13 protein-coding genes are annotated in these 18,152 nt (G+C 57.1%); 11 read left to right on the top strand and 2 right to left on the bottom strand.

Annotation, left to right across the window (positions count from 1 at the left end):
* Positions 1–29 precede the first annotated feature (29 nt).
* On the bottom strand, positions 30–1,085 hold the full coding sequence (rfbB, locus tag J7396_RS17240; RefSeq protein WP_057680819.1) for a dTDP-glucose 4,6-dehydratase: 1,056 nt from the start codon (positions 1,083–1,085) through the stop codon (positions 30–32).
* Between the two features lie 227 nt (positions 1,086–1,312).
* Here rfbB and J7396_RS17245 point away from each other — a divergent pair, with 227 nt between their 5' ends.
* The 11 genes from J7396_RS17245 (at position 1,313) to J7396_RS17295 (ending at position 13,776) form a co-directional block, all read left to right on the top strand.
* Complete coding sequence (locus tag J7396_RS17245) at positions 1,313–2,059, top strand: electron transfer flavoprotein subunit beta/FixA family protein (RefSeq protein ID WP_209261798.1); 747 nt, start codon at positions 1,313–1,315, stop codon at positions 2,057–2,059.
* Entirely contained in the window at positions 2,059–3,003 is a 945-nt protein-coding gene (locus tag J7396_RS17250; protein ID WP_209261799.1) for an electron transfer flavoprotein subunit alpha/FixB family protein, read from the top strand. The genes J7396_RS17245 and J7396_RS17250 overlap by 1 nt, the downstream gene beginning before the upstream one ends.
* 15 nt (positions 3,004–3,018) lie before the next feature.
* Complete coding sequence (locus J7396_RS17255; protein WP_209261800.1) at positions 3,019–4,005, top strand: lysylphosphatidylglycerol synthase transmembrane domain-containing protein; 987 nt, start codon at positions 3,019–3,021, stop codon at positions 4,003–4,005.
* A gap of 102 nt (positions 4,006–4,107) precedes the next feature.
* Complete coding sequence (locus J7396_RS17260) at positions 4,108–5,496, top strand: UbiA family prenyltransferase (protein WP_008576933.1); 1,389 nt, start codon at positions 4,108–4,110, stop codon at positions 5,494–5,496.
* Entirely contained in the window at positions 5,496–6,797 is a 1,302-nt protein-coding gene (locus J7396_RS17265; protein WP_008576931.1) for an FAD-binding oxidoreductase, read from the top strand. The genes J7396_RS17260 and J7396_RS17265 overlap by 1 nt, the downstream gene beginning before the upstream one ends.
* Before the next feature lie 2 nt (positions 6,798–6,799).
* The gene (locus J7396_RS17270) at positions 6,800–7,528 is read left to right on the top strand and encodes an SDR family oxidoreductase (RefSeq protein ID WP_209261801.1); all 729 of its coding nucleotides are present in this window, start codon (positions 6,800–6,802) and stop codon (positions 7,526–7,528) included.
* A 1-nt stretch (position 7,529) separates the two neighbouring features.
* Positions 7,530–8,474, top strand: coding sequence for an NAD-dependent epimerase/dehydratase family protein (locus J7396_RS17275; RefSeq protein ID WP_209261802.1), 945 nt, complete (start codon positions 7,530–7,532; stop codon positions 8,472–8,474).
* Between the two features lie 23 nt (positions 8,475–8,497).
* Positions 8,498–9,805: an NAD(P)/FAD-dependent oxidoreductase gene (locus tag J7396_RS17280; protein ID WP_033479208.1), complete on the top strand. Its 1,308-nt coding sequence runs from the start codon at positions 8,498–8,500 to the stop codon at positions 9,803–9,805.
* A gap of 8 nt (positions 9,806–9,813) precedes the next feature.
* Entirely contained in the window at positions 9,814–10,215 is a 402-nt protein-coding gene (locus J7396_RS17285) for a GtrA family protein (RefSeq protein ID WP_033479217.1), read from the top strand.
* On the top strand, positions 10,215–12,194 hold the full coding sequence (locus tag J7396_RS17290; RefSeq protein WP_126952644.1) for a hypothetical protein: 1,980 nt from the start codon (positions 10,215–10,217) through the stop codon (positions 12,192–12,194). Before J7396_RS17285 ends, J7396_RS17290 begins: the two co-directional genes overlap by 1 nt.
* 19 nt (positions 12,195–12,213) lie before the next feature.
* Positions 12,214–13,776 (top strand): hypothetical protein, encoded by a 1,563-nt coding sequence (locus J7396_RS17295; RefSeq protein ID WP_008576920.1) that lies wholly within the window; start codon positions 12,214–12,216, stop codon positions 13,774–13,776.
* A gap of 127 nt (positions 13,777–13,903) precedes the next feature.
* On the opposite strand, the gene J7396_RS17300 is transcribed toward J7396_RS17295, so the two are convergent.
* Entirely contained in the window at positions 13,904–18,151 is a 4,248-nt protein-coding gene (locus tag J7396_RS17300) for a glycoside hydrolase family 99-like domain-containing protein (protein WP_008576919.1), read from the bottom strand.
* Position 18,152 lies beyond the last annotated feature (1 nt).

Here is an 18,152-nt window from a genome sequence, read left to right on the forward strand (position 1 = left end):
ACGACCGCGCGGGCTCTTGCTGGGGCGCTTTACGCCGAGGCACCGATCCGTTCCAACCGGTAACTGCCATCCAGCACGCCCTGCACCCAGGCCTGGTTGGTCAAATACCAGTGCACCGTCTGCGCGATGCCCTGCTCGAAGGTGTAGGCGGGCTCCCAGCCCAGTTCGTTCTTCAGCTTGGAAGCGTCGATCGCATAGCGGCGATCATGGCCCGGGCGATCCGTCACATAGGTGATCTGGCTCGCACGCGGCTTGCCATCGTCACGCGGACGGTGCTGATCCAACAGTGCGCAGATGGCCTGTACGACCTCGATGTTTTGCCGCTCTGAATTGCCACCGACATTGTAAGTCTCGCCGACCTTGCCCTTCGCCAGCACGGTACGAATCGCTTCGCAGTGATCGCTGACGAACAGCCAGTCGCGCACCTGCTTGCCATCGCCATAGACCGGCAGTGGCTCGCCAGCCAGCGCTTTGGCGATTACCAGCGGAATGAGCTTTTCTGGAAAGTGGTACGGACCATAATTGTTCGAACAATTGGTGGTCAGCACCGGCAGACCGTAGGTGTGGTGGAACGCGCGCACCAGGTGATCGGAAGCAGCCTTCGATGCGGAGTAAGGCGAGTTGGGCGCGTAAGGCGTGGTTTCGGTGAACTTGCCGGTCTCACCCAACGTGCCGTAGACCTCATCGGTGGACACATGCAAAAACCGGAACGCATCCTGACGCTCCTTCGGAAGCGCCTTCCAGTGGTCCCGGACCGCTTCAAGCAGGGCCAGGGTCCCAACCACATTGGTCTGGATGAACGCGCCCGGACCTTCGATCGAGCGATCCACATGGCTCTCGGCCGCGAAATTCAGCACCGCATCGGGCTGGTGTTCGTGCAGCAGACTGGCGACCAACGCGCCGTCGCCAATGTCGCCCTTGACGAAAACATGGTCCGGGTTGCCCTCCAGGGGAGCCAATGTGTTCAGATTTCCCGCATAGGTCAGCGCGTCAAGATTGACCACGCGCACCCCGCGAGCCACTGCTTCAAGAACAAAGTTCCCACCGATGAAGCCGGCGCCGCCGGTTACTAGCCAAGTTGCCACTGCCTATCTCCTTATCGCGCGCGAACCGCGCTGCGTATTCAAACGACACAGGATATACGGTCAGAGCAATACCGGGCCTAAGCATTGACCAATTTGGGAGACAACGTGCCGCACCGCACCACCCATACGCCATCGCATGGTTCGCTTCACCCGGTTAGAATGCCCCCACTCCCGTGCCTGCCGCCGCGGCCGGGCCTTCCCGCAATAGCTGAAGGATCTCGTACACGATGAAAATCCTCGTCGCCTACAAGCGCGTGGTGGACTACAACGTCCGCATTCAGGTCAAGCCGGATGGCTCCGGCGTGGTGACCGAGGGCGTCAAGCTCTCGCCCAACCCGTTCGACGAAATCGCCCTGGAAGAAGCATTGCGCCTGCGCGATGCCGGCATCGCCACGGAAGTCGTGGTCGCCACCCTGGCGCCGGCCGATGCGGCTGCGCACCTGCGCAACGGCCTGGCCATGGGCGCAAATCGCGCAATCCATGTGGTGACCGATGCGGCTGTTCAGCCGCTGACCGCCGCGCGCGCGCTGCTCAAATTGGTCGAGAAGGAACAGCCGGATCTGGTCATCCTCGGCAAGCAGGCCATCGACGACGACGCCAATCAGACCGGCCAGATGCTCGCCACCCTCTGGGGCCGCCCGCAGGCCACCTTCGCCGGCAAGCTCGTCGTTGCCGATGGCAAGGCCACGGTGACGCGCGAGGTCGATGCCGGCCTGGAGACGCTGGAAGTGGACCTGCCGGCAGTGATCACCACCGATCTGCGCCTGAACGAGCCGCGCTTCATCAAGCTGCCGGACATCATGAAGGCCAAGAGCAAGCCGCTGGAAACGCTGGCGTTTGCCGACCTGGGCGTCGACGCGCATGACAGCCTGACCACCACGCACTACGCCGCGCCGTCCAAGCGCAGCCGCGGTGTGATGGTCAAGGACGCCGCCGAGCTGGCGGCCGCACTCAAGCAGAAGGGGTTGCTGTAATGGCCAAGGTTCTCGTTGTTGCCGAACATCTCAACGGTCAGCTCAATGCGGCCACCGCCAAGACCCTCAGCGCTGCGCTGGCGATCTCGGCCTACTCAATTGATGTGGTTGTGCTGGCTGCCGACCCGGCCGCGGTTGCAGCGCAAGCCGCGCAGTTAGCCGGTGTTGCCCGAGTGCTGACGGTGGCGAACGCCGCAAACGAACACGCCATCGCGCAGGTGCTGGGGCCGCAGATCGCCCAGCTTGCCGGCCAGGGCTACACGCATGTCTTTGGACCCTCCACCACCTTCGGCAAGGACCTGATGCCGGTCGTGGCTGCGCTGCTGGGCGTCAACCAGATCTCCGATCTGATGTCGGTCGAAGACGCTTACACCTTCAAGCGTCCGATCTATGCAGGCAACGCCATCATCACCGTCAAGGCCCCGGCCGAGCAGATCGTGGTCGCGACAGTGCGCAGCGCCTCCTGGCCGGAAGCGGCCGGCGGTGGAAGCGCGACGGTCGAGGCGGCCACGGTGGAGGCCGCGTTGCCGACCCATACCCGTTTTGTCGGTCTGGCAGCAGGCAGCTCCGACCGCCCCGACCTGCAGAGCGCAAAGCGCGTGGTCTCTGGTGGCCGCGGCGTCGGCTCGGCCGAGAACTTCCAGCATATCTACAGCCTGGCCGACAAACTCGGCGCCGCCGTGGGCGCCTCGCGCGCGGCAGTGGACGCCGGCTACGTACCCAACGAGCTGCAGGTCGGCCAGACCGGCAAGATCATCGCTCCGGAACTGTATGTGGCCATCGGCATCAGCGGCGCCATCCAGCACCTGACCGGCATCAAGGACGCCGGCACGATTGTGGCGATCAACAAGGACCCGGAATCGCCGATCTTCGAGATTGCCGATATCGGGCTGGTGGGAGATTTGTTTACGCTGCTGCCGGAGTTGGAGGCTGCGTTGGGCTGAGGCCCTTCTGCTGCAATGGATGCGCCTTCGTCTTCCCGCATCAACGGTGCCGCAACATCGCGGCACCGTCTGGATTATCTGGTCGGCTTCGTCGTGCTGCTATGCGGCGGCTATATCGCCGCATTGGTCTGGGTAGACCACGGGAACGGGACGTTCTCGCGGCTGAGTGACGTCTGGCACCTGATGTTGCTCGCAATCGTGCCCGTATCGCTGACGTACCTGTTTCGGTACTGGCGCTGGCAATGGCTGCTCCGTCGCAAAGGGCATCGCGTACCAATGGGGCTTGGCCTGGCTGGCTATCTGGCGGGCTTCGCCCTGACCGCTACGCCAGGCAAGGCAGGCGAATTGATGCGGATTCGCTACTTCGCGCGGATGGGCATTCCCGCCGAGCGCACATTGGGTGTCTTCGTCTTCGAGCGCGCATCCGACCTTTTGGTCATCCTGTCGCTGTCCCTGCTGGCCGCATCCGTATTCCCCACCCTGGGCGCGCTAGCTGCAGTCGTGCTGGGATTTGTCTGCGCGCTGTTCGGCGCAGCCGCCTGGCCCGCGTTGTTGGACAACCTGAAAGGCGTGACCGCGCGACTTCCCGGCCGCTGGCTGCGGCAACTGGCGCATTTTTTCCTTGCGGCAGCCCTGGAATTGCGTAGCTGCCTGGATCTGCCTGCGTTCGGGCAAAGCATGCTTGCCGGGTTCATCGCCTGGGGACTGACATCGGCGGTGTTCGTGAGCCTTTGCGTCGGCATGGACCTGCAACTGGAGCCTACTGTCGCGCTCGGTATTTACCCACTTGCGATGCTGATCGGCGCACTGTCGTTTGTTCCCGGTGGCGTCGGCTCGACCGAACTGGCCATCGTCTTGATGCTCAACCGGCTCGGAATTTCTACTGCAGACGCCATTGCGGTCGCTGTCGCGGCGCGCCTGGTGACGCTTTGGTACGCCATTCTGGTCGGTGCAGTGTCTATGCTTGCCGCAGAATTCGCCGTCCGCAAGAGCGCGCGGTGAACGACAGGTATAATCGGCGCCCCGCAATGGATCGCCAGGCAGTCGATGTCCGCCCCTACCAGCAGCACCACCCGTCCGGTTGTTTCGGGACGCGCCTTGTGCGTGGATCTGGATGGCACGCTTTTGAATTCGGACATTCTCTATGAGTCGGTGCTGGCGTTGCTGGCGCGAAACCCGCTCTACGTGTTCTTGCTGCCGCTGTGGCTGTTGCGTGGCAAGGCCGCGCTGAAGCGCGAACTTGCGTCCCGCGTCGTCCTGCCTGCAGAGACCCTGCCCTACAACCATCAGGTGCTAGAGCTGTTGCGCACCACAGCGCAACGCCCGCGCGTGTTGTGCACCGCCTCCGACGCACTCCTGGTGCAGCCCATTGCAGAGCATCTGGGCCTCTTCGAGCAGGTCATTGCCAGTGATGGAAAGCGCAATCTGTCTGGTCGCAACAAGGCAGAGGTGCTGGTCGAGGAGTTTGGTCAGGGCAACTTCGATTACGCGGGCAACGGCAGCGTGGATCTGCACGTCTGGGACAAGGCCGGGGGCGCCTGGGTCGTCAACAACGGCACCGCACTGGCAAGGGCAGCGGCGCAAAGGACGACCGTGCATGCGCATTGGCCTGCCCCGTCGCGGGCCCGTGCGTGGCTGAAAGCGTTGCGCCTGCACCAATGGCTGAAGAATCTGCTCGTGTTCGTTCCGCTTCTGACCGCGCACCGATTCCTGGATCTGGAATCGGTGCTGCAATCCACGATTGCGCTGGTCGCATTCGGCTTATGCGCTTCCGGCGTCTATGTGCTCAATGATCTGCTGGACTTGACGCCTGACCGTCAGCATCCGCGTAAGCGCAAGCGCCCGTTTGCGGCAGGCCGACTCCCGCTTCTGCATGGCCTACTGGTTGCCCCTGCACTGACAGTGGCAGGCCTCCTGCTGTCGCTGGCATGCAATATTGAATTCACCCTGGTCTTGCTTGCTTACTACGTCATGACCTTGGCGTATTCGCTACGTTTGAAGCGCATTGTGATGATCGACGTGGTGCTGCTCGCAGCGCTCTACACCGTGCGCATCATCGGCGGCGCCGTGGCGATCGGTATCGAATTGTCGTTCTGGCTGTTGGCATTTTCGATGTTCATGTTCCTGTCGCTCGCGCTGCTCAAGCGCTACACGGAACTGCATGCCATGTTGAGCAGCGGCAAGACCAAGGCCAGTGGCCGGGCCTATTCGGTGGAGGATCTCTCGCTGCTGCAATCCATGGGTGCGGCGGCCGGCTACATCGCGGTGATGGTGATGGCGCTGTACATCAACAGTCCCGAGAGTGTGGAGCTGTACCGCAATCCCAAGCTGCTCTGGCTCGTGTGCCCGGTGTTGCTGTATTGGGTGAGCAGGGTCTGGATCATTGCTCATCGTGGAGAAATGCATGACGACCCGATCGTATTCGCTGCCACCGATCGTGTCAGTCAGATCGTTGTGGTGCTGTGCGGATTATTCGCCCTGAGTGCCATCTGATGGCGCCGGGGCAATCCTGGGGGCGGTATCCCAGAGCGCAGCAGACGCTGCTACCGATCAACGATCGAGCGGCGAATCTGCCCGCATTCGACGGCTTTGCGCTGCCTCGTGGTAACGGACGCAGTTATGGCGATAGTTGCCTGAATCCGGATGGCGCACTGCTGTGCGCACGCGGGCTTGATCGATTCATTGCCTTTGATCCCGGCAATGGCGTCCTTCGCTGCGAGGCGGGGGTCACCCTTGCCGAGATCATCGAGCTGGTATTGCCGCAAGGTTGGTTTCTGCCGGTGACGCCCGGCACGCGCTACGTCACCGTTGCCGGCGCCATTGCCAACGATGTGCATGGCAAGAACCATCATCGGACCGGCAATTTTGGCCACCATGTGCGCGCATTCGAGCTGCTGCGTAGCGATGGCGAGCGCAGATTGTGTACGCCGGATGAGGCCGATCGCTGGTTCGCAGCTACAGTGGGAGGACTTGGGCTGACCGGCCTGATCACCTGGGCGGAAATTCAGCTGCGTCGGGTCGGCGGCCCCATGCTGGAAGCAGAAAACATTCGCTTCGGCTCGCTTGATGAGTTTTTTGCGTTGTCGGCGGCCGCAGCCGAAAGCCACGAGTACAGTGTGGCGTGGATCGATTGTCTGGCAAGCGGCAAGGCGCGCGGTCGCGGGCACTTTACCCGCGCAGATCACTGTACCGGGCTTGCGCAAGAGCGACCGAAACCGCCAGGTGCAGGTCTATCCATGCCTTTCACTCCGCCGATGTCGCTGGTGAATACGTTCTCCCTGCGGCCTTTCAACACGCTCTATTACTGGCGCCAGCCCGCGCCGCGCAAACGCTTCGTCAGCCACCTCTTACCGTTCTTTTACCCGCTTGATGGAATCCGTGACTGGAACCGCATGTACGGTCCTTCTGGCTTTCTGCAGTATCAATGTGTCTTGCCGCCCGCAACCGCGCGGGACGGAGTGGACGCGCTGCTTGCAGAGATCGCGCGCAGCGGCAGCGGCTCGTTCCTGGCCGTGTTGAAGGAATTCGGCAACACACCTTCCCTTGGCATGCTGTCTTTCCCAAGGCCAGGCACGACCTTGGCATTGGACTTTCCCAATACCGGTCCTGGCGTCTTCCGCCTGCTTGAGCGATTGGACCGCATTGTCGACGACGCAGGCGGTGCTCTGTACCCTGCCAAGGACGCACGTATGACAGCGCAGTCGTTTCAGCGTGCCTATGGCCGCTGGCGCGAGTTCGGCAGCTATCTCGATCCACGTTTTTCTTCCGGCTTCTGGCGCCGGGTCACGGAGTAGACATGCAACGCGTCCTCATTATCGGGGCCACCTCGGCCATTGCCGAAGCAACCGCCCGACGCTACGCCGCACGCGGTGTGGCCATCCACCTGCTCGGCCGCCAAGTCCCGCGCCTGGAAACAATTGCCGCCGACCTCACGACCCGCGGCGCGCGAACCAGCATCGGCGTGCTGGATGTCAACGACGATGCGCATCATGGCCAGGTTCTGGATGCAGCCTGGGCAGCATTGGGCGGTGTCGATGTCGTATTGGTCGCACATGGCACGTTGCCGGATCAGGCTGCGTGTAACGCATCGGTCGAACTGTCGCTGCGCGAATTCGCCACCAACGGCACCTCCACGATTGCCCTGTGCGCAGCGATTGTGCCGCGACTGACGTCGGGCGCTACGCTAGCAGTCATTTCCTCAGTGGCCGGAGATCGCGGCCGAGCCAGTAATTACCTCTATGGAAGCGCCAAGGCCGCAGTGACCGCCTACCTGAGCGGCCTGGGACAACACCTGCGCCCGCAAGGCATCAACGTGCTCACGATCAAGCCGGGCTTCGTCGACACCCCCATGACCGCTGCCTTCAAAAAGGGCGCACTGTGGGCAAAGCCGGACCAGATTGCCAAGGGGATCCTCAGTGCAGTGGACAAGCGTCGCGCTGTGGCCTACCTGCCTAGTTTCTGGTGGGCAATCATGCTGGTGATCAAGAACATCCCGGAATTCATTTTTCGCAGGATCAAGCTCTGACATGACGGACAAACACGCCAAGATCGTCATCACCGGCGCCGCGGGCCTGGTCGGCCAGAACCTAATCGTCGAACTCGAACAGCAGGGCTACACCCAGCTGGTGGCGATCGACAAACATGCGCACAACCTGCAGATCCTGCGCGAGCTGCACCCGGCCGTGCGCGTGGTGCAGGCGGACCTTGCCGAGCCCGGCGACTGGGCACGCGAGTTCGAGGGTGCAGCCTGCGTCGCCCAGTTGCACGCGCAGATCACCGGTAAGACAACCGATCTATTCACCCGAAACAACCTGACCGCGACCGCGCACGTGCTCGATGCCTGCCGCGCGGCGAAGGTGCCGTATCTGGTGCACATCAGCTCCTCGGTGGTGAACTCGGTGGCCAAGGATGACTACACCAACACAAAGCGCGCGCAGGAAGAGATGGTGGTCGCCAGTGGCCTGCCCCACTGCGTGCTACGCCCAACCCTGATGTTCGGCTGGTTCGATCCCAAGCACCTCGGCTGGCTGTCGCGCTTCATGGCCAAAACGCCGGTGTTCCCGATTCCGGGTGATGGCCGCTTCATGCGTCAGCCGCTATACGAGCGCGACTTCTGCCGTTGCATCGCAAAATGCATCGAACGCGAGCCCGACGGCGATGTCTACGATATCGTTGGCGATACGCGCGTGGACTACGTCGACATCATCAAGACGATCAAGCGGGTCAAGAAACTGCACACCCTGATCGTGCATATCCCGATCAGCTTCTTCGCCTTCCTGCTGCGGGTGTATTCGCTCTTCAGTTCCAAGCCGCCGTTCACCGCCGACCAGCTCAAGGCGCTCAGCGCGGGCGACGACTTCAAGGGCGTCGATACCGAAGCGGTGTTCGGCGTGCGACAAACGCCGTTCGAGGATGCGATCCGCGAAAGCTATACCGACCCGCGCTACAGCCATATTGTGCTAAAGCGCTGAACCGTCATACGAGACTTAGAACTATGAGTAGATTCGCGATCGTCGGCAGCGGCCCAATGGGCCTGATGGCTGCCATGGAACTGTTGAAAAAGGGCCACCAGGTCGACGTGTACGAACGCGACGACCGCATCGGCGGCATGTCCGCAGACTTCGATTTCGACGGCCTGCGCATCGAGCGCTATTACCACTTCATCTGCAAGACCGATTTCCCGCTGTTCAAGTTGCTCGAGGAGCTGAAGCTGTCCGACCGCCTGCACTGGACGGACACCAAAATGGGCTACTACTACCAGGGCAAGCTGCACAAGTGGGGAACGCCGTTCGCGCTGCTCGGCTTCCCGCACCTGGGTCTGGTCGACAAGATCCGCTACGCCTTGCACGTCATGCACACCAAGGGCATCAGTGACTGGACTGCGCTTGACAAGGAAAATGCCCGTGACTGGATCACACGCTGGATCGGCCCTAAGGCCTACAAGGTAATGTGGGAGAAGGCCTTCGCGCTTAAGTTCTTCGAGTACCAGAACGAGCTGTCCGCGTCGTGGATCGGCACCCGAATCAAACGCGTGGCACTGTCGCGGCGCAATCTCTTCAACGAAAGCATAGGCTATCTGGAAGGCGGCTCGGCCGTGTTGCTGGAACGCATGGCCGCAGAAGTCGCGCGCCTCGGCGGACGCATCCTGCTGTCGCAACCGATCGAGGAAGTCGCCTCGGTCGACGGCAAGGTCACCGGCATCCGGACCCGCGACGGCCATCATGCCTACGACGGCGTGGTATCGACGGCGCCGATCCAGTACGTGCCTGGCATGGTGCCGGGCCTGCCAAAGACCTTTGCCGATCAGGTCTCCGCGATCGAGAACATCCCGGTCGCCTGCGTGATCCTCAAGCTGTCCAAGCCGGTCAGCGAGAACTTCTGGATGAACATCAGCGATGACCGGATCTCCATACCCGGCCTGATCGAGTACAGCAACCTCAATCCCGGCAAGGGCCCGGGCGAACATATCGTGTACGCGCCCTATTACATGCCCAAGACTCATCCGAAGTGGCAATGGAGCAATCAGCAACTGATCGACGAAGTCGTCAGCTACCTGCCGATGATTAACCCGGACTTCAAGCCGGAGTGGATTCGCGCCACTCATTGTCATCGCTACGAGTATGCGCAGACCATCTGCCCACCGGGTTTTCAGAACATGCTGCCGTCGATGAGCACGCCTCTGCAGGGCTTCTACATGGCGGATACGGCGTACTACTACCCGGAAGATCGCTCAATAAACGAAAGTATATTGGTCGGAGCAACATTGGCAGCTCAAGCCAGCAATAGAGCTAGTCCAACGTGACTCGCATTCTGGTGTCGCGGCAGTTTGCCCTATTCTTGATTGCAGGAGGAACTGCGGCAGTTGTCAATTTTGGCTCACGCATTCTACTGAGCCATTGGCTTCATTACGTCCCAGCTATCATCATCGCCTACTGCCTGGGCATGGTCACCGCATTTTCTCTCAATAAGCTCTTCGTATTTGAGAGAAGCGATAAACAACTTTATAAGCAGATTCTCTGGTTCGTACTCGTCAATATTGCCGCAGTAATTCAAACCCTACTGATCAGCCTTGCGCTCGCCCGCATCATCTTTCCTTACCTGGCGATCGACTTCCACGCCGAGACCTTGGCCCATGGGATTGGCGTTGCGGTTCCGGTGGTAACAAGCTACATCGGCCACAAATATCTTTCTTTTTCGCAGAAAAGGACATGATGTCCACTACTCATCCTCCCGAAAAGTTCCATCTCAGTAAAATCACGCTTCTGTGCATTGGAACGTTTGTCGTGCTGGCGACCTCGCGTTTCATGTTGTTAATGGCGGCAGGCAGCTCAGTCCCGTTCTGGGATCAATGGGGTGGCGAGAATGCAATTTTCAGCGCCTTTCAGAACGGCAGCCTGACTTGGCAACAACTACTTTCCGCACATAACGAGCATCGTATCTTTTGGACTCGTCTCCTGACCATCATATTATTTAATGTAAACGGGCAGCAATGGGATAATCAGCTTGAAGCAGTTGTGTCCAGTGGAATCTATTGCGTAGCACTTACGATCCCTGTTTTATTTGCAGCCCAAGCATTGACTCGCTTCAAAGCAATCGCTATGACCCTCGTGGTGATACTCGCCGGCGCCCTTCCGTTCGGCTGGGAAAACACTCTAGTTGGCTTTCAAAGTCAATTTTATATCAATGCGCTATTGGCATTTTTTGCGATCAGCGCATGTGCCTATACAAGTTTCCGTAGCCCTCTATGCATCTTGCCCCTAATGATAGTCGGCGCATCAATGCTTGCCATGGCCAACGGAGTGCTCACCGCATTTTGCTGTGCAGGCGTGCTTTCTCTTCGATCTTTAACCGACCCAGAGATCCGCATCCGCTCGGCAATTCTGGCAATGTTGATGTGCATGCTCGGCATTATCGGCTACGGCCTGACCCCATCACCTACATACCATGCGATCTTAAAGGCCCAGAACATCGGCGAGTGGATCTCCGCATTATGGATTACCACCAGCTGGCCAATGCCTCCTGCAATCGGGCAGATCCTCCTGATAACACCACTCCTGATGTGGCTCTTACGAACAGGTCGGCAGCAAAAGAGCACAAGCGACCTATTTTTCTTTGGCCTGAACATCCTCGGACTGCTTAATTCCTTGGCCATTTCGTATTCGCGGGGCCACGATTTAACGGAGGTTACATCACGATACACTGACACTATTCTACCAACATCAATCGCTGCGTGTTATTTTGCGCTACGCCTCGCCACGACAAATAACATTTTCGGTCATAGAAGAAACCCTTATAGGGTGCCAGCATGCCTTGCCTTTGCTGTTGTTACGGGATCACTCATAATACAAAGTGTTGACCAATTTTCAAAGGTGCAGGAACGCGCTTATTTTTTAAAAATGTCCACATTAAATACGGCACGCTTTCTTGACGGGGATATTAGCGCCTTTCAAAACAAGCCACACGCACATGTACCATACCCAGACCCAGTACGGTTGGCACAGAGTCTGCACGACAAAGACCAAACAAGCACCCTTCCAACCTCAGTTCTGGGCGCGCGGGCGCTGTCCGGGCATCAACTTCCAATGACTGCAGGACGATGCTCGGTTGGCGCCAGCAAAGCTGATAATTATTCAAAGGTTGAGGTGGATTGTTCTCATGTCGGCACCGCGGCTTTGGTTGGACAAGCGGTAGTGATACCGACGGGCGCATTTTCCGCCCGGCTGATGCAAATAAGACAAGCGCTGGACATTTCGATTTTTCCCCGCGGACATGTGATCAACCAACCAAAGGCTGCCGAGCGGGAATGTGCGCTAGATTCACTCAACGAACGCAGCACTGCTATCCAGCCGCTCACTGCCGTCGATCAGATGCCAATGCGCCTCTCAGGATGGGCGTCGCCTTCTGTTCTCGGTGTCGGACCGATGAATTTTCCCAGCCTGAAGATTGCGCTAGTTGGACAAGATCAGGCTTTCGAATTTGATACTGGCTACAGCAGAACGAGTCGCCCTGACGTCGCCACTGCACTAAAGAATAGCCGCTATGAGCGCTCCGGTTTTGACGCCATCATTACCGCATCAACACTCCCTGCACAGACGTACCGGGTTTTTGTTTCAGGCAAGAGCAAAGCTTATTGCGACACCGGGCACAAAATCATTTTAACTAAATCCGGCGTCCCGTTTGTAACATTTTGAGCCCATTGAGACCAACCAAATGCAAATGATTGGCAACCAAAGCAATCGCGTGCAGCAGTGGCATAAGAGGCTGCTCATCAGCGTAAGCCTACTGTGCTTGGCACTTATCTTGACAGAACTTCTTATCAATGCTTTTAATCGGGGGACCTGCTGCTTTGACGACGCATCCTTTGCTGTAGTGTCTAAGAACCTTGCGGCAGGCGACGGTTACCTGCTTAGCCTAGACTATGGCAACCAAGATCATCGAGGGTCGCTATTCCACCCTGCATTGGGAACAGGACCTAGCACAATCATTCTAGGCGCTGTCGCAATCCACTTTTTTGGAAACGCTCCATGGATTCCGGGCATGGTGTTGATAATTTTCAACACTGCACTGACATGCCTGTCGATAATGCTTATTTCCAGACGGTCTGGGCATGCTCGTGCGTGCGCGTTCACTGCCGTAACCACGCTGCTTGCAATCTCCACGACAACCATGCACCACGAGCAGTGGTTCGCTTTCTTGGGTGAGCTGCAATCTTACTTGCTCGCCTATACGGCCTTTGTCGTCGCCGCCTACTGCCATCCACGTATAGGTACTTTTTTTGCGTCCGGCGTACTGTTGGGAGCCTCTTTCGAAGCAAAAGAGTTATCAGCGATTTACGTCATCCCTCTAGGGTCGATGATGTTGTATATGGCCGTCCGTTCGTCCATCGTGAAACGGAGATCGACGCAGGAGACAAGAAGGTGGTTGACATTGCTTAGCGCAGCCGCAATCGGGACCTTAATTCCGATCGTATTATTTGAACTGTACCGTTGGCATTCCCTCGGAAGCATTGGTTGGGTCACCAATTGGGACAACCATATACATTTTATTCGCACACAGGGAACCGGATCCGCTTCGTCAACATTTGATCAGCTCATTCATGCTCGTGCCATCACCTTCAAGGAGCGTTTCAACATCGGCATGGCCTGGCTCCTCGCATGGGGAGTATTTAGTGCAGCGCTGACGCTCTGGTCAACTCAAGACATAAAGGTCCGCTCACTAACCTCGCTGCTAGTGATAGCATTTTTTGTGCATCTCGGTTACTGGATATTTTTCTCCAATGGCTGGCCACGTTACGCCTTCAACGCGGTCCTGTACGGCTGTGCCTTGATCTGCATTCCTATCTTGTATGTAAGGCGGGGGGAACTACCCATCCCGGCGCTGCTTTCAATCATAGCGTGGTGCGCCCTGAACCACGCTAGCATCACTGGATACATCGCGGATGTTTGGCTACCTGCCGTTCGAAGCACAGACTCGAGCACGCTTACCGAAGCACAGAAGCAGCAAGAAGTTCAAAGTTTCTTGGCAAGCTATTCTGGAATCGTCTACGCTCCTTGGTGGGCACATATTGCTAGCCAAGAGTATCTCGGAGCAGGCCACGGCAGATTTACTGCGATCACTCCATCCACGTTGAGCGATGAGGGACTGCTATTTATCGACAGACATTTGCCGCTACCCGATAGCACCGATTACATTCGACTTAGCAAACGATGCGAACCATTGAGGCTATTCTACGATCGTTTTGAAATTCAGTCATGCCGTGCAGAGCAGGAATGAGTACGTCAAAAAATAGAAATAAAAACGCCAGCGCTTGCCGGCGTTTTTATTCAGGCCACATATCGTAAATCATTCAAAACAATGCAGATCGAACACTGAGCTGAAGATGTGGATCCTCTACATCCTTTCACGGTGCCGGATCGGCATATGCGTATGTTTCAAAAGGCTCGTATGCCTCAACCATTGGCAGATTACTCGAAGCAATGTAATAACCAGTTGAGCAGACGGCGAGACTGAAACACCTCTCGATCGCATGCGCCAGTGTGCCATCAACCTGGCCAGCCTCAGGCTCGAAGTCTTCTCTTCGAAGGTCTAGATCCATAATCGAATCGATGGCCTCAGGGCGGACGTAGAACATTGAACCAGCAGCGAACATGGCGGTAACCGGATTGACCGGATCGACATGCATTTGCTTGGAGAGCCTATGCACTGTGTCAGCATTTGCACCCCAATACGTTGTCATCGAAAGAATATGCCCCTCTGGCGCGGCTAGACCCAAGCGTTCCTGCTCTCTGAAGGCAGCAAAAATTTCGGATGCCACCTTAGGTGCGAGCAACTTCTCAAGCATGTCACGCCGCCACGATTCACCGTCCTGGCGGTGAAGAGACCGCTTTGTGTGCAGCTTTAGGACAAGGCTCTCGCGTCCGCGAAGATCCTTCATGATTTCGAGGAATGGCAGGATGTCTCGCCCTCGATTTTCGAATACACGCACATCTGCCACGACTGACAAATCAGCAAGATATCCTCTTACCTCATCTGCCTTGTCAGCAACGGTAGAAATGATTAGAAAGTACGGCACATCCCATGACTGAAGCTCCTTAAGCATTTCAGGAAGAATCTCAGGATAAAACGCATGAATAACCACAGCGACTCGCTCAGGGGTCCTTGGCATTACGGGGCGCCTCAGAGCTCGCCGGGTTGCCTCGAGGTAAGCGTAGCCATACTTTCGATCAGGCTCAAGATGGGCCCCTTCGGCCCACTCGTTCCACGCATTGACAAAAACGAGTGATTCCCCGCGTACGGGGAACTTTCTTGAATAATCGATCGCTCCGCGCAGCCACGTACGATAGCGGGCAGGAGTTGAACGAGCTACGGTGTAGCCACGACCTGGCTTGCGGGCGTCGTTGTCCCATGATGGGAACACGCCACGTATCAGGTCAAATTCTGGCTTGACCTCCGACAGTGCCTTATCAACAACATTGGCGTAATCGACAACGCTACCTTGGTAACCAGGATTGATGATCTCCAACTCACTGTTGATGGAAGGCAGACCAGCTGCCACTTTGTGCGGTGGAAACTCGACAGCAGCATCAAACCCATACTCACGCGGATCGAGTTTATCGAACTGAACCATACACAGAAACAACTCACCGACGCCAGATTCGCGGCAGTGAGTGCGCCACCGGTCAAGAGTACTCGCTGCGTCAGGCAACAAGGACGGTCGATACAGAATCACAAGCGGCCGCCCATCAACCCGTATGTAGCGTGGATCGCGGAGCAAGGGCTCCAACGTCTCTATGAAGGCAAGATCGTCCTCAGGACCGTAATCCTGTGCGATAAGCACTTCATTCTCGAGACCATCCCAGCGTCGCGTCCAGTTTTCATTGGCCCAACAGATACAAAATGGCAAATCAATGTCGGAAGCAAGCAGCTGATCTAGTGGCCGCTCGAGCAGTCGTTTACCGGCAAACCAGTAATAGTGGAAGCAGAACCCCTCTACGCCATAGAGTTTGGCCAGCTCGGCCTGCCTACGCATCACATCAACAATGCGCAGGTCATAGAAGCCTAGCTCACCAGGCAAATGGGGCTGATAGTGCCCAATAAATTGCGGAACAGCCTTGGCGACATTGGTCCATTCAGTGAAGCCGCGACCCCACCACTCGTCGTTCTCAGCAATGGGATGGAATTGCGGCAAGTAAAACGCAATCACGCGAGCCGCACCTTGTTGTTTATCAGCCGTCGCGGCGATAGGCACGTAGTCATTGGAGGGTGAATTGGGAAGCTGAAGTACCGACCGTACGTAGCGAGCATGGGCGGTCCCCACGTTCGACGCATCTTCTATATGTGGAGCAGCCGGCGCCAAAGGCCTCCCACCAAGATGTCGGCAGGCATACCAGCTCCGGTAAGCGTTTGTTCTAGAAAACAGCCACGGAAACAACTTAAATAAGGTCGCTTTAAGTAGTTGTCTAGAACTAATTGAAATTGGAACCTTCAAATAAATCTTGCGCAACCCACGCCCTAAATTTTCTTTGGCGGAGCGTAGGCGAAGTATATTTCTCATGACCCGCAACGGCATGGTAATACGCCAACTTGTCGAGGAATACACTTCATTCAGCTCGTTGGCGCGTGATGCAGCCAATGCCACGAGCTCCGTATACGCTTCTATCGTATCTCTCGATTGAATTAGATCACGCTCTAATCTCTGTTCATTCACGCGAGCTTGCTCAGCAAGATGTGTCAACTTCTCTAGCTTTAGCTCTTGATCGGCTCGCTGGCCTCTTAACTCCGTAAGTTCTACATCCTTATCTTCCAGCTCGACACGCAGCTCGGACAGCTCCTGAAGAAATTGGGCTTCCTTAGCGAGGTTGGCTGCACGCTCGGTTTCTGCCGAGTGCAAGACGCTTGCGATGCGCTCAGCTGCATCTGCCTTAACCGCATTCCAGTCGCCGGACATCTTTTCTACATCGGGAAGCGAACGCAGATACAGGCCCGTAAAATTCTTGAAGATCAATCCACTGTCGCGGCCATATACAAGCCGTGTTACGACCCCGTCCAACTCAATGAATCGCTCAATGTCCGTCTCGTCGATCGGTGACCCGATGATTTGCATGACCGTCCGCAGCAAGACAGGCACATGAAGATGGGAAATATCTTCCGGAATGCCAACTGCAACCAGTGACGTCACTGAGCCTACAAGGGCCCTGTAGGAGAGATAAGACAGTTCAAGCCGACCGTGCCATATCCACTCAAGATCGATAAACTCTGCGGCGCCACTCTGATCGATCATGAGGTTTCGCGGCAACGCGTCAAGCGCCCATCCGGGCAAAAACCCCGACTCGCTCGATGCATCCTGCGAAGCAGCAACGCCCCGCAACAGGGCATCTTTCCAAAACATAAGCCACTCTGCGATCTCTGCCGCGCGCCAACCATCTCGACTCACGATCTTTTCCAGGGTACGGCTGTGCAAATGACCAGGAACGTATTCCGAGGCCTTCAGCTCCATTCTGATTGGCCGAGATAGCTCTAAGCTGTCGTCATTCAGTAGACGCTTGGGTACAACCTCTATTCCGACCCCGTCGCTTTTTGCCTGAAATTGGACATGCTTACAGAACATCGGAAGTCGGTTGGTGGCAAAGTGATGCGCCAGCGTGCTGCCCGGTGGCACACTGCCTACGGGCTTAGCCTTTTTCCTGGCGACAAATAAAAAGGAATTCGCCATATCGGGCAGAAGCCCATTACGAGCGATGACCGACCAAGCGCGCTCAAGCGAGAACAACGGGGCGTGGGGCAGCTGCGGGTCAGCGATAGCGCTTTGAGCAGCTAACGCACCTGCATCGAATTCCGGATATGAACCGTCATAAGCACCGGGCGCGAGCACCACAGTAGGAAACTTATAATCAGGAAATGGAAGCAGCAGCTCGCAGCCTTCGAAGCCTGCGGAACGCAACATTTCAATGAGCTGCAACCGCCCATACGTCGCAACGGTTTTTTCGTCGTAGTTGTCGGAGATGCCATGCATCGGCTTGCCAACATGGTCCTCTGGCATTCCAGCGAAGTACTTGAGACCAAGCTGATTCTCAATAGCGACGATCAGGCAACCATCATCTGCAAGCAACGAGTACGCTTTCTGCAACCACGCTAGCGCCGGCTCACTGGACTGTCCGTAGACGTTGGCATATTCCAGAACTCCGATAAGTGTCAGAGCATCGAACTCCTCCTGGGACGAGAAGTTTTCGAGCACGTCGTTTACAACTCTTACGTTTGGCAGATCACGGCATCTAGATGCCGTGATCTGCGCACGGCGACTACTACCTTCAAGCGCAGTCAACGATGCACCTATCTCGCCGAGATACCGTGATATCGCGCCGCATCCAGAGCCGACTTCCAGCACTCGTCCCTTTAGCAGATCGGATATCGGACGCAGTAGATTCGCGCGTCCAGCGCTCAAGTGGTAACGCGACGGCCAGTCTGTCTGATATTCCTGTAGTGATCGCGAAAAAAGAGATACGTCATCGCAACCCGAAATGGACTCAGAGATACGTTCCTCTGCTTCGTCTCCGTCCGTATAGCCAAACTCCTGGGCACGACTATTGGGAACCCACACTTCCCCGTTGTAGTTATAATTATTTTCGATGCCGGGAGAAAACTTAGACATT

It is taken from the genome of Xanthomonas sp. A1809, assembly GCF_017746015.1.
Taxonomy (GTDB): Bacteria; Pseudomonadota; Gammaproteobacteria; order Xanthomonadales; family Xanthomonadaceae; genus Xanthomonas; species Xanthomonas euvesicatoria.

Excerpts from the sequence above, each read along its gene's own strand:
- J7396_RS17245 (WP_209261798.1), top strand. The coding sequence starts at position 1,313 with ATGAAAATCCTCGTCGCCTACAAGCGCGTGGTGGACTACAACGTCCGC.
- J7396_RS17250 (WP_209261799.1), top strand. The coding sequence starts at position 2,059 with ATGGCCAAGGTTCTCGTTGTTGCCGAACATCTCAACGGTCAGCTCAAT.
- J7396_RS17255 (WP_209261800.1), top strand. The coding sequence starts at position 3,019 with ATGGATGCGCCTTCGTCTTCCCGCATCAACGGTGCCGCAACATCGCGG.
- J7396_RS17265 (WP_008576931.1), top strand. The coding sequence starts at position 5,496 with ATGGCGCCGGGGCAATCCTGGGGGCGGTATCCCAGAGCGCAGCAGACG.
- J7396_RS17270 (WP_209261801.1), top strand. The coding sequence starts at position 6,800 with ATGCAACGCGTCCTCATTATCGGGGCCACCTCGGCCATTGCCGAAGCA.
- J7396_RS17275 (WP_209261802.1), top strand. The coding sequence starts at position 7,530 with ATGACGGACAAACACGCCAAGATCGTCATCACCGGCGCCGCGGGCCTG.
- J7396_RS17280 (WP_033479208.1), top strand. The coding sequence starts at position 8,498 with ATGAGTAGATTCGCGATCGTCGGCAGCGGCCCAATGGGCCTGATGGCT.
- J7396_RS17290 (WP_126952644.1), top strand. The coding sequence starts at position 10,215 with ATGTCCACTACTCATCCTCCCGAAAAGTTCCATCTCAGTAAAATCACG.
- J7396_RS17295 (WP_008576920.1), top strand. The coding sequence starts at position 12,214 with ATGCAAATGATTGGCAACCAAAGCAATCGCGTGCAGCAGTGGCATAAG.
- J7396_RS17300 (WP_008576919.1), bottom strand. The coding sequence starts at position 18,151 with ATGTCTAAGTTTTCTCCCGGCATCGAAAATAATTATAACTACAACGGG.